Source organism: Arthrobacter sp. FW306-05-C (genome assembly GCF_021801725.1).
Taxonomy (GTDB): Bacteria; Actinomycetota; Actinomycetes; order Actinomycetales; family Micrococcaceae; genus Arthrobacter.
Window position 1 is genome coordinate 1,885,581 of sequence record NZ_CP084556.1, and the last position, 12,383, is coordinate 1,897,963.

Sequence of the window (12,383 nt, forward strand, 5' to 3'; positions counted from 1 at the left end):
CATGCAGGTCCATGCGGGCGGCAGCCGCCCATCCAGCGATTCCCGCCATGGCGCCGCACTGCCCTATCAGGCGGTGCTGTTCGATATGGATGGAGTTGTCACCCAGACCGCCGCCGCACACGCGGCAGCCTGGAAGCAGCTCTTCGACTCGGTCCTTCAGGATTCCCGGCTCGCCGGGCGGCCAAGGCGGGATCCGTTCGACGTGGACGCGGACTACCGGCGGTACGTCGATGGCCGGCAGCGCGAGGACGGAGTCACCGCCTTCTTGGCCTCCCGCGGCGCCCGGCTTCCCGCCGGGCGGCCGGATGACGGGCCGGATGTCTGGTCCGTCCACGGACTCGGCGCCCGCAAGAACGCCCTGTTCCTCGAGGCCGTGACGCGCAATGGCATCCGGGCCTACCCCGGGACCACCGCCCTGCTGGGCCGTCTGCATGCCGCAGGCATCCCCGTGGGCCTGGTCACTGCGAGTCGCAACGCACGCGCCCTGCTGACGGCTGCCGGCCTGGACACCGGATTCGACGTCATCGTCGACGGGCAGACCGCCGCTGAACAGAGCCTGCCGGGTAAGCCCGACCCAGCCATGTTCCTCGAGGCGGCGCGCCGGCTCGGCGTGGCACCCAGGCATGCCGCGGTTGTCGAGGACGCTGCTGCCGGGGTGCAGGCAGGACGCCGCGGTGGCTTCGGTCTGGTTGTCGGCATCGACCGGGCGGGGCATCGGGAACAGCTGGAACTGGCCGGCGCCGACATTGTCCTCGGGGACGTCGCTGAGCTGGACCTGGGGGTTTCACGCGCCGATCCGTGGACGCTGGTCTACGAAGGGTTCGATCCTGCACACGAAGGCCACCGGGAGGTCCTGACCGCCCTCGGCAACGGGTACATGGCTACGCGCGGCACCCGGCCGGAACACGGTGACGACGGCGTCCATTATCCCGGGACCTATCTGGCTGGCGTCTACAACAGGACCACAAGCACCATTCACGGCCGCGACCTGGAAGAAGAGCATCTGGTCAACGTCCCCAACTGGCTGCCCCTGGACGTGCGCATCGGCGCCGGGCCGTGGTGGTCAACTGGGGATATCCCGGTCAGCGATGAACGAAGCGAGCTCGATCTGCGCCGGGGCCTGTTGACACGCCGCGCAACCCTGACCGGCCCTGAGGGGGAACAGCTCACTCTCGTGCAGCGTCGGCTGGTCTCCATGCACAACCCGCACTTGGCCGCGCTGGAGACGACCCTGACGGCCTCTGGTTTCAGCGGCACCGTGGGTATCCGGGAGGGCATCGACGCCCGGGTGGCAAACAGCAACGTCCGCGACTATGCCGGCACCGGGCAGCATCACCTGACCGATCCTGAATTCACAGAAGTGGACAGCGGCACCGTCCTGTGCGCCGTCCAGACCAGCCAGAGCAGGATACGCATCGCCCTGGCCGTCCGGACGGTGTTCGGCGGCGCCCCGCCGGCAACGCCCCGGGACGCCGTGAGCGACGGCGGACGGTACCAGCGGCAGTTCGAGCTCCGACTGACCGACGGACAGCCGGCCACCATGACCAGGACCGCGTCGCTGGCAACCTCCCGCGACGGCGCCATCTCCTCGCCTGAGGCCGCGGCCCTGGCCGGGCTTTCCCGTGTTGACACCGGCTTCACCGCACTGCTGAAGGACCACGAGTCGGCCTGGCGGCGCCTGTGGGAACTCTTCGGAATCAGCATCGATGGGGACCGGCAGTCCCAGCTGGTGCTCAACCTGCACGTGTTTCACCTGCTCCAGGCGATCTCCGTCCACACCGCCACCCTGGACGCCGGCGTCCCGGCCCGCGGCCTGCATGGCGAGGGGTACCGGGGGCACGTCTTCTGGGACGAACTGTTCATTTTCCCCGTGATCGGGCTCCGGCTCCCGGACGTCAGCAGGGCGCTGCTGGAGTACCGCTGGCGCAGGCTCGATCCGGCCCGGGCAGCCGCGGCGGATCAAGGCCTCAAAGGAGCCCTGTTCCCCTGGCAAAGCGGCAGCGACGGACGCGAGGAAACACCGCGCCAGCTCTATAACGCCCGGTCCGCCCGGTGGATGCCGGACAACTCCAGCCGCCAGCGGCACGTCGGACTCGCCGTCGCCTACAACGCCTGGCAGCATTTCCAGGCCACCGGGGACCGGGACTGGCTGACGGCCCGGGGCGGGGAACTGATCATCGAAGTGACCAGGATGTTCGCCTCACTGGCCACCTATGATCCGGTGGAGGACAGATTCCACATTTCAGGGGTGATGGGACCCGACGAATACCACGACGGGTACCCGGGCACGCCCGGGATGGGCCTTCGTGACAACGCATACACCAACGTGCTGCTCTCCTGGGCCTGCGAACGCGCCGCCGAGGTGCTGGCAGAACTCGCCGGCCATCCCGGCGATGACCTCACCGACCGACTGCAGGTCACAGCGGAGGAAATCAGCCACTGGTCCCGGATCAGCCGCCGGCTCGCTGTGCCGTTCCATGCCGACGGAGTCCTCAGCCAGTTCGACGGTTACGAAGACCTGGCAGAACTGGACTGGCCGCGTTACCGTGCCACGTACGGCAACATCGGGCGGCTCGATCTGATCCTCGAAGCCGAAAACGATGCCACCAACCGGTACAAACTCGCCAAACAGGCTGACGTCCTGATGCTGATCTACCTGCTGGGGCCCGCAGGGGTAATCAGGCAGCTGCACCGGCTCGGCTATCCGTTCGCGGAGCCCGATCTGGAGCGCACCGTGGAGTACTACCTGGCCCGGACCGCGAACGGTTCGACGCTCAGCCGGGTGGTGCACGCCTCGGTGCTCGCCCGGACAGATGAATCCCGGGCCTGGCAGGTCTTCCGTGAGGCCCTGGTCGCGGACCTGGACGACACCCAGGGCGGCACCACCCGGGAAGGTATCCATCTGGGCGCCATGTCCGGGACGGCCGATATCGTCGTCCGTGCTTTCGCCGGCCTCCGGACAGAAGCCGACGCGCTGACCTTTTCTCCCCGGCTCCCGGCCCGGCTGGGAAAGGCCCGCTTTCAGATCCGGTACCGGGGCCACCGCATCGACCTGTCCCTGAGCGTTGAAAACCTCCGGATCCGGCTGCAGCCCTGCAGTGCACCCGCTGTGCGGATAGGTGTCGAAGGACTCTATGTGCAGCTCGCTGGTGGGGATGGAATGGACTTCCCGCTGGTACCGAAGACCGCAAAAACCGTCGGGGCTGAGAACCGCCATCGACGAAACAACGCAACTGCAAGTGGGAGGTATACCAATGAGTAAGACCAGAGTGGCCGTCAATGGATACGGAGTCATCGGCAAGCGGGTGGCGGACGCGGTCCTGTTGCAGCCGGACATGGAACTGACCGGCGTCGCCGATATCATCACCGACTGGCGGATCCGGTCCGTTGCGGGACGTTTTCCGATGTTCGCTTCCACTGATGACGCGCGGGACGCCATGGGCCAGGCAGGCCTGGCGGTCGCCGGAGACCTGGACGACCTGCTGGCGCAGGCGGACGTCGTCGTCGATGCGACGCCCAAGCATGTGGCGGCCGGCAATCTGCCCCGTTACCGTGCCGCCGGTGTGAAAGTCGTCCTGCAGGGCGGTGAATCCCATGACACCACAGGGCATTCATTCGTGGCGCAGGCCAACTATGACAGCGCACTCGGCCGGGACATAACCCGTGTCGTCTCATGCAACACGACCAGCATCGTGCGCGTGCTCGGTGCCCTGCAGGAAGCGGGCCTGCTGGCCAAGGCCCGCGGCGTCCTCATCCGCCGTGCCACCGACCCCTGGGAATCACATCTGGGAGGGATCATGAACACGATGGTCCCGGAACCGAAAATTCCGTCCCACCAGGGCCCGGATGCCCGGACCGTTCTGCCCGATCTGGACGTCGTAACCATCGCCGCCAAGGGTGCCCATACCCAGTCCCATAACCACTACTGGACCCTCCAGCTGACCCGGCCGTCGACGAGGGAGGAGGTCCTCGCGGCACTGCGGGCCGCACCGCGTATAGCGTTCATCCGGATGGCTGACGGGCTCGTCGCCCTGAACTCGACCATCGAACTGATGAAGGATCTGGGCCGGCCGCGCGGGGACATGTGGGAAGTCGCAGTCTGGGAGGAACTGGTCACTGTCCAGGGAGATGAGGCCTTCCTGACGTACCAGGTCTACAACGAGGCCATCGTCGTGCCCGAAACCATCGACGCCATCCGTGCCCTGACAGAGTCCGCCCCGGACGCATCGACATCGATGGCGATCACCGACTCGACCCTTGGCATGAGGCAGGACTTCCTCGCGGACCGCCTGCCCGTCCTGCCCGGAGGTGGGCTGTGAACCATGACCACCAGCATCCTGGAGGCAGCCGGCCCGGGATGCAGCCTCCTGTGCAGCCTCCTGTGCAGCCCGCTCCGGACCGCAGGGCCCTGTATCTGCGCGGCGCGCTGACCGTCCTGATCATCATTGCCGTGTTTTATCTGCTGACCAACCACTGGCTGCACGTACTTGACGCACTGCCCTACGTTTTTGTGGTCGGGATGATGGCGATGCACCTGTTCGGTCACGGCGGCCACGGTGGCCACGGCGGGGGTGGAAATCATGACAAGTGATGACTCAGGGTACAACCTGTGGTTCCTGGTGATTCTGAACTCCGCCATATTCATCATTTTTGCGTTCAGTTTTGTCAAACCGAAAACGAAGCTGGACTGGCGGGCTTTTGGAGGGTTCGCCGCATTCGTCGTCGCGTTGTTCACGGAGATGTACGGGTTCCCGCTGACCATTTACTTCCTTTCCGGCTGGCTGGGCAGCCAGTTCCCGAATCTGGGTCTTCTGACACACAATTCCGGGCATCTGTGGCAGGACCTGATGGGCTGGCAGTGGGACCCCCACCTTAACCCCCTGCATCTGCTGAGCAACGTGGTCATAGCTGCCGGTTTCATCCTGCTGTACCGTGCCTGGCAGGTACTTTACGCGGCTCAGCGGGAGCACCGGCTGGCAGTCACCGGCATCTACGCCCGGCTGCGCCACCCCCAGTACCTGGGATTCCTGACCATCATGGTCGGATTCCTGCTGCAATGGCCCACCCTTCTGACGCTGATCATGTTCCCGATCCTGGCGGTGGTTTACCACCGGCTGGCCCGGCGGGAAGAAAAAGATATGACCGCCGAGTTCGGGGACGCCTACCTCGCCTACGCCCGCGACGTTCCGGGATTCATCCCGCGGTTCGGCAAAGACAAAAGCGCACCGCACGTTTCAGGCCCCGGCTCTGGCCAACCTCAGTAGCATGCCTCAGCCTGCCGAGCCCCTCCGGACCAGGCATACCATGCAGGAGCCACCATGTTAGGAGCCATCTATGCGACCGAAACCGGGACCGGTAATCTTCGGCAAGCACGATGCCAGGTATTCCGGGTCGGGGCCGCTGAGTGCCGGAAGAACATGCGCGGCTTTCCTGCTGGCCTGTCTCGTCCTCGTCGGAGGAGCCGCAGCGGCCGCGCCGGCTTCCGCAGATATGGCGGATGCTTCGTCGGAGGGGTACCTGCTGGTTCAGCAGGCGCTGGGGCACCTGGTCCACGATCCGGCGGAGGTTGGGCCGGTCCTTGAGAAAATCGATGCGGCCCTCGCCGCGCCGGATCAGGAGGGGTTATCCGTGTCTGAACTCCAACAGGCCAAGGATGCCCTCCAGGCCGGAAGTACGGCGCAGGGACGTGCCTTGCTGCAGGAGTCCATTACGGTGGCCCTGAGCACGTTGAAGCCCGCGACCGGCGATCAGACCGGGACAACAGTGGTCCTTGACCCGCTCCCGCCCCGCGGGCCGCTGACAGGATCAGATTGGGGGTTTCTGACAGTGTCCATGCTGGCGGTTCTGACAGGGTTGGTCCTGGCATTTGTGTTCCGTCCGCAGGAGAACGTGCGGGAGCTGCGGTTGCTGCTGGTCTGGAAGCACAGACGCCAGAGCTTACCGCCGAAGCATGAGCGGTCACGCCGGAAGGAGCGGTGAATCTGACATGAACGATGAACCGACGATGCTCAGCGGGCAGCCCCCGGCAGAGGAGGCGGGACCGGGTCGTGCCCGGCGCCTGCTGGATGTGCTCGATGAGCGGCTGGGCATCGGCGCCCTGGGGTACCCCGTCCCGGAACACGCAAACTCCCTGGCCTGGAGCCTGGGGGGTGTTACGGCGGCAGCCTTCGGAATCCTGGTGGTGAGCGGCATCCTGCTGGTCCAGTTCTACAGCCCCACCCCGGAAACGGCTAACCAGTCGGTCCGCGGCATCGTCACGGACGTCTGGGGCGGAAATGTTCTGCGAGGCGTGCACTTTTGGGCCTCCCAGGCCATGTATGTCACCGCGGCCCTGCACCTGATCAGGGTTTTCGTTACTGGCTCATTCAAACGCCCTCGCGAAGGAAACTGGCTCATCGGCGTGGCACTGTTCGCTCTGATCACCCTCGCGCTGTTCACCGGAACAGTCCTGAAGTGGGATCAGGAGGGCTTTGAGGCGCTGGGCCACAATGTGGAGATCGGGGATCTGCTCGGCGGGGCCGGGTTCTGGTTTTCCGCCGAGTTCGCCAATCAAGTGTCGATCCTCGTGCGGATCTACGGCGCGCATGTGGTGATTCTTCCAGGAACCATTCTGGTCCTCGTGACTCTGCACGGGCTCCTGGTCAAACGCCACAAGATCTCCCCCCACCCCTCGCTGCCGGCCGACAGCTCAGGGGAACAGGCTTCGGCTGCGGAACCGACCGAACCCTTCACCCATCACCTGCGCCGCATCGGCGCCTTCGGTCTCGTGCTGGCGGGCGTGCTGGGGATCCTGGCGGTGTTCCTTCCACCCCCGGTCGGTGCGACGCCGGTCGCCGGCATCGAAGTGACCCGGCCCCCCTGGAATTTTTGGTGGCTCTACACGTTGGAAGACTGGTTTGGTCTGCCCGCCATCCTTTTTGCTGAGGTCACTTTTTTCATCATCCTGGCCGCGGTTCCCTTTGCGGACCGGAGCCGGAACCGGCTGTGGCGTCGGCGCCCCGTCCCGATCACCGTCGGCCTTGCGCTGGTGCTGGGCATCCTGACCCTGACACTTCTGATTTTTGTCATTCCGGTCAAAGAACACCTGGGGAGCTAAGGATGCGCATCTCACCAAGACCTACTCCTCGGGACCAACGGCAACGACGGGCGTTTTGGGTCCTCCTCGCGGCTGCGGTGATGTCGGCAGGTTCACTGACGGGCGCCCTCGCCGCGGCCCCGGCACCTGTCACTGGCTTATGGACCGCCGCCAGCGGAACGGTCCTGGCCGTTTCGCTGAGCCTCGCTGTGCGTATTCTCACCTTCCAGGACCGGGCGCGCAGGGCACCGGACCAGCTGCCGGGAAGGCCTTCTGCCGGTGCCGTTCAGGACAAGTTATGAAAGGCCGGACAGTAGTCAGTGCCGGACAAATCGGAGGCCTCCGTCGGCCCAAGCCGATGCGGATGCTGTGGATCACCTTTGCCTGGGGCTCGTGCTTTCTGGCGATCAGCATCGGTCTGAAGGACGCCCCGCTGCTGTGGTTCGCCGCGTTGCGCGCCCTCATAGCGGGCGGGGCGCTTCTCACAGTTGCGGGATTCCGTCGCGAATCGATGCCGCGCGGGGGGCGGACCTGGGCTCTGATAGCAGTGATGGGAATCGTCAATGTCACACTGGCATTCGGTGCCATGTTCGGCGGTCTGGCCGGTCTATCGACTGGAGCCGCCTCCGTCCTGGCCAATGCACAGCCCTTGCTCATAGTGCTTCCGGCCTGGTGGATATACAAGGAGCGCGTGTCCGCGCGAACGCTGGCAGCGATGGGGACAGGCTTCGCAGGGCTATTGGCAGTCGCGCTGCCCGGCGGGACCGGCACCGGTGCGTGGCTGTCACTCACCGCGGCTCTCGCGGTGACTGCCGGAACGTTGATTTCGAGGCAGATAAAGGCCGATGTCCTGCAGGTAATTGCATGGCATTTCCTGATCGGTGGCGCAATTCTTGCCGTCATCGCTGGACTTACCGAGGGGGTTCCGGCCATCAACTGGGGTGTGCGCTTCATCGGCATTCTCCTTTATGTTTCCCTCGTGGGCACCGCTGCGGCCTTTCTCGGGTGGTTCACAGAAGTCCGGCACGCCCGCCTGGACGCGGTCACGGCATGGACCTTCCTGGTCCCGGTGTTCGGCATCCTGTTGTCCACGGTTGTCCTGGGCGAACGCCAGAGCAGCTGGAGCTTGGCCGGCATGGTCCTGGTTCTGGTGTCCATGCTCGTCCTTGTGCTCCCGAGAAGACCGCCCACGGTGCAAGGGCCTGAAAACACCCGTGGACAGTAGACCGCGGGCACGCTGGCAAGCCATGCAGGAACACGCGGCACGCTGTTCCACTTCGAAGCCTCCCGTATCACGCAGAAATCAGAACCGACAATGACAACGAACTTACGTGTGCACCGGTATCAGCAAATCAGCGAGGTTCTGGCCCGGCACGGGCTGGGTTTCCTCTTGGGGATCACTGGCCTTGAGCGGTGGGTCCCGTTCCATCAGGGGCTCATGGGCCACGAACGAAGGACTGAGCCGTACACGAATCCGGAACATCTGCGGTTGGCCCTTGAAGAGCTGGGACCGACGTTCATCAAGCTCGGCCAGCTCCTCTCGACGCGGGCTGACCTCTTGCCACCCCGGTACCAGACGGAGTTGGCTAAACTGCAGGACGGTGCCCCGCCCGTGCAGGGCGCAAGGATTCTGCAGCTTATCCGCGAGGAGCTCGGGTCAGGGCCGGACGAGGTGTTTGCGGATTTCACCCTCGAACCTCTGGCGAGCGCCTCGATCGGCCAGGCCCATTTAGCGACTCTGCACGACGGAACACCCGTCGTTGTCAAAGTCCGGCGGCCCGATGTCATTCCGACGATCGAGGCGGACCTGGATATTCTGCAGAACCTCGCGGTCCAGATCAGCCACCGGTGGGAGGCGGCGGCCGACTACAACCTCCCCGGCATAGCCGCGGATTTTGCACAGACCATGCGGGCGGAACTGGACTATCTGCAGGAGGGGCGGAACGCGGAGCGATTCGCCCAGAACTTTGCTGCCGATCCCGGTGTTCACATCCCGCGGGTCTTCTGGGAGACGACGACGTCCCGCGTGCTGACGCTGGAACGGATCGTGGGGATGAAAGTCAATGACCTCACGGCCCTGGACCGCGCAGGGATCGACCGCGTAGCACTGGCTGTCCGGTCTGCCGGAACAGCAGTCAAAATGGTCTTCGAAGACGGGTTCTTCCATGCCGATCCGCATCCGGGCAACCTGTTCATCGAGTCCGACGGCCGCATAGGCCTTATCGATTTCGGCATGGTCGGCGAGGTGAACGACAGGATGCGTGGCCAGCTCACGGTCCTCCTGAGTGCGTTGATCCGCAACGACCCGGACCGTCTCGGGTCCGCTTTGGTGGACCTTTCCGTGACCCGGCAGACCGTGGACCGGAACAGGCTGCGTGTGGACGTCACCCGGCTTATTGCCCTCTACGAAGGCCGCCAACTCAGTCAGATCGAAATCGGGCCGCTAATCAGCCAAGCGGTCACGTTGATGCGCACTTACCACCTGCAGATGCCGCAGGAACTGGCGAAGCTCCTGAAGATGTTGATCATGGCAGAAGGCATCGGAGTTGAACTGGATCCGGGCTTTAACCTGAGTGTGGTCCTGGCCCCCCATGCAAGGAAGCTGATGTATAGCCGCTTTGCCCCGCAGGCAATCGCCAGGCGAATGGCCGCAGCCGGTGCCGACGTAACGGAACTGGCCGCCGACCTGCCGGACTTGCTCCGTCGGGTCGTGGATACCATCGACACCGGCCTGGAAGTCCATTTACGGGCCGCCGAGCTCGAACCCCTGGTCGGGCGGGCGGAACGCATCGGCAACCGTCTCGTGGCCGGCATGATTGCTGCGGCGCTGATCGGAGGCGTCGGGGCTTTGACGGCGGGAGACAAGGAACGTTGGGGCAACTGGGAGAGACCACTCATGCGCGCCGGCCTGGGCGCGGGGGGTGCGTTAGGCGCTTACCTTGTCTGGACGTCGCGGCGTACCGGGGGACCACACCGATGAGTCGACCACCTGCCGTTTGCTGCATCGGCTCCGGCTGCGGGAGAGCGTCCCCGGAGGCGGTGGTCCGGACGTTTCCACCGGCTCTCCGGCCCCGGTGGGCTCAACGCCAAGGTCCTGCGACAGCGAAGGATGCATTGTGAAGGATCCCGACTGCGGTGCAGAAGCGAAGGACGGTTGCGGCCCCGCAATTGGGCACGGCGATCCCGGGAGGGACGACGTCAGCGGGGCCCCGCAAGCATCCATGACGGAATGTTCCCCCTGCGTTGCCCGGCCGTCACCGCTGCCGCAGCGGGTCGCGTCGATCCAGGCGGCCATCGCCGCCGAGAGGGAACCACTTGTCACCCTCACCCATCTGCTGCAGCTGTGCCGGGACGAGCATCCAGTACTGCAGGAGCGGATGCAGGATGCCGGCTGCCGCGCTAAGGCGGAGGAGCTCACAGCCGGCGTCAGGGCCTTGCTGCCGGCCGCACCGACGGAGCCCGGGCTGGGCGCTCTGGTTGCCGCTGCACTGGCGGCGGCATTGACCGCAGACGATGGCCTTCCCGCCGTCGTTGTCGCGCGGCTGCTGGCCGAACTGCTGGACGAACGGTACTGCCAGAGCTTCCGCGAGTCCTTCCGACGCCGCAGCCCGTACCAGCCGGGCGTGGGCGATCCTATCCCGCTGGACGGTCCGGACCTCCGGCAGGTGACCGCAATGCCGGCGACCTCCCCGCCGTGGCGTTTGGCCAACCGCCTCGATGAGACGCGCCACGTCCGGCTTGCCGGGGAATGGGTCACTCAGTTCCAGGTCATCTTCGACTACAGCCTTGCCCGGGAGCTCACCGGGATCATAAATCGTGACACCGTGGTGGCGACCTGCCATCCCAACCGCACCCTGGCTGAGTTCGACTTTCCGACTGACTCCTTCGGGCGGACCTTCCCGGTCCGCCCGAAGGACGAAGACAAACAGCATCAGGAGATAGACCGGCTGATCGGTACAGCCGTCGCGAACGGCGCGAGCATTGTTGTGCTGCCGGAGCTGTGCGTGACCGAGGCGCTGGCCGCCCGGTTGCAGGGCTGGACCTGCCGGACGGGCGGGCCAACGATGCTCGTCGCCGGAAGCTACCATCACGAGGACGAGCATGACGGGTCGCCGCGGCGCCGTAACACCGCCGTGGCGTATTTGCGCGGTGTCGCATCTCCGTTGACCCAGGACAAGCATTCCCCGGCCGACCGGCCGGTCAACGAAGACATTCGTCCCCAGGGCTGGCCCGAGCTGCGAATCCATGTCAGTGACGACGGGTGGCATCTGGTGCTGGCGATCTGCCGGGACCTGCTAAACCCACACGCAGTGCACGCTCTGGCCGAGGCAGGGTGCAACCTCCTGCTGGTACCAGCAATGAGTGAGACCCTCGTTGCCTTCGGCGGCCCGGCGGCGAACCTCGTGGGATCCAGCCAGGCCTTCCTGGCGGTCGCAAATAACCCCGCTGATTTCTCAGCGCCGACAGATCCGACGGTCCGCCGTCCCGCGCGTGCGTTATTCGGTCATCCAGGTTTTGGACAGTTGACCCGGCTGGTGCAGTCGGCCAACCCGGATCCAGGGGTGGGGCTGCTGCGTGTACACACCGGACAGCTTCAATGGCTGGACTCCGACGCGGACGCAAGCAGGCCGAGTCTCGGAGCATCTGTGCGGCCGCCATGGGCCGACACACTGGCCCGGCTGACCGGGCCGGTGCCGCCCGGATCGGACCGGCAGCCGACACAGGTGACCCTGAGGGCGGCAGCGGTGCTTGTGCTGCTCACGGACAGCCCCCACGGCCCGTCAGCGCTCCTTACTGAACGTGCACCGGATTTAACCAACTACCCCCGGCAGTTGGCTTTCCCCGGCGGTGGCGCTGAAGCCAGCGACCACGGGCCAGCTGCTACGGCGCTGCGCGAGGCCCGTGAGGAAACCGCATTGGACCCGGGCAGCGTGCACATTCTGGGCACGCTGCCCGCAATCGCCCTTCCCGAAAGCGGGTTCCTGCTGACACCCGTAGTCGCATGGTCTGCGGGACCCGTCTTCACAGGAACCCCCAACATCGCCGAGGTCAGCCGAATCACCACGGTTCAGTTGTTCACGCGATCCACAGAACGCAGACCTGATCCCACAGACGAAGGAGACCCAAGCTCAGCAGGCCAACAGCCTGCTGAGCTTGGGTCTGCCAGCGCTGCGATACTTGACGTGCTCCGAGGGATGCTGTGGGAACATCCTGAGTACACCGGATCCGCCGAGACGGGGCAGAACAGAAGAGGCAGATAGTGATAACCGCGGATCCTGTTGCCTGCACCAAGGGATGTGCGGCTGCC

General features: G+C 65.3%; 9 protein-coding genes. All 9 read left to right on the forward strand.

Annotation, left to right across the window (positions count from 1 at the left end):
- The first annotated feature begins 1 nt into the window (after position 1).
- The gene (locus tag LFT44_RS08725; RefSeq protein ID WP_236802272.1) at positions 2-3,262 is read left to right on the forward strand and encodes a beta-phosphoglucomutase family hydrolase; all 3,261 of its coding nucleotides are present in this window, start codon (positions 2-4) and stop codon (positions 3,260-3,262) included.
- Positions 3,255-4,319: a type II glyceraldehyde-3-phosphate dehydrogenase gene (locus LFT44_RS08730; protein WP_236802274.1), complete on the forward strand. Its 1,065-nt coding sequence runs from the start codon at positions 3,255-3,257 to the stop codon at positions 4,317-4,319. The genes LFT44_RS08725 and LFT44_RS08730 overlap by 8 nt, the downstream gene beginning before the upstream one ends.
- A gap of 50 nt (positions 4,320-4,369) precedes the next feature.
- Entirely contained in the window at positions 4,370-4,591 is a 222-nt protein-coding gene (locus LFT44_RS08735) for a DUF2933 domain-containing protein (RefSeq protein WP_236802276.1), read from the forward strand.
- Complete coding sequence (locus LFT44_RS08740; protein WP_236802278.1) at positions 4,581-5,264, forward strand: methyltransferase family protein; 684 nt, start codon at positions 4,581-4,583, stop codon at positions 5,262-5,264. Before LFT44_RS08735 ends, LFT44_RS08740 begins: the two co-directional genes overlap by 11 nt.
- A gap of 70 nt (positions 5,265-5,334) precedes the next feature.
- Entirely contained in the window at positions 5,335-5,979 is a 645-nt protein-coding gene (locus LFT44_RS08745; RefSeq protein WP_236802280.1) for a hypothetical protein, read from the forward strand.
- 7 nt (positions 5,980-5,986) lie between these two features.
- Positions 5,987-7,096: a cytochrome b N-terminal domain-containing protein gene (locus LFT44_RS08750; protein ID WP_236802282.1), complete on the forward strand. Its 1,110-nt coding sequence runs from the start codon at positions 5,987-5,989 to the stop codon at positions 7,094-7,096.
- A 277-nt stretch (positions 7,097-7,373) separates the two neighbouring features.
- Positions 7,374-8,300: a DMT family transporter gene (locus LFT44_RS08755; protein WP_236802284.1), complete on the forward strand. Its 927-nt coding sequence runs from the start codon at positions 7,374-7,376 to the stop codon at positions 8,298-8,300.
- Between the two features lie 90 nt (positions 8,301-8,390).
- Positions 8,391-10,055, forward strand: coding sequence for an ABC1 kinase family protein (locus tag LFT44_RS08760; RefSeq protein WP_236802286.1), 1,665 nt, complete (start codon positions 8,391-8,393; stop codon positions 10,053-10,055).
- A gap of 136 nt (positions 10,056-10,191) precedes the next feature.
- The gene (locus tag LFT44_RS08765) at positions 10,192-12,336 is read left to right on the forward strand and encodes an NUDIX domain-containing protein (RefSeq protein WP_236802288.1); all 2,145 of its coding nucleotides are present in this window, start codon (positions 10,192-10,194) and stop codon (positions 12,334-12,336) included.
- Positions 12,337-12,383 lie beyond the last annotated feature (47 nt).

What these genes read in the sequence shown, in the direction of transcription:
- LFT44_RS08750 (WP_236802282.1), top strand. Translation starts at nt 5,987, where the DNA reads ATGAACGATGAACCGACGATGCTCAGCGGGCAGCCCCCGGCAGAGGAG.
- LFT44_RS08725 (WP_236802272.1), top strand. Translation starts at nt 2, where the DNA reads ATGCAGGTCCATGCGGGCGGCAGCCGCCCATCCAGCGATTCCCGCCAT.
- LFT44_RS08745 (WP_236802280.1), top strand. Translation starts at nt 5,335, where the DNA reads ATGCGACCGAAACCGGGACCGGTAATCTTCGGCAAGCACGATGCCAGG.
- LFT44_RS08755 (WP_236802284.1), top strand. Translation starts at nt 7,374, where the DNA reads ATGAAAGGCCGGACAGTAGTCAGTGCCGGACAAATCGGAGGCCTCCGT.
- LFT44_RS08730 (WP_236802274.1), top strand. Translation starts at nt 3,255, where the DNA reads ATGAGTAAGACCAGAGTGGCCGTCAATGGATACGGAGTCATCGGCAAG.
- LFT44_RS08740 (WP_236802278.1), top strand. Translation starts at nt 4,581, where the DNA reads ATGACAAGTGATGACTCAGGGTACAACCTGTGGTTCCTGGTGATTCTG.
- LFT44_RS08760 (WP_236802286.1), top strand. Translation starts at nt 8,391, where the DNA reads ATGACAACGAACTTACGTGTGCACCGGTATCAGCAAATCAGCGAGGTT.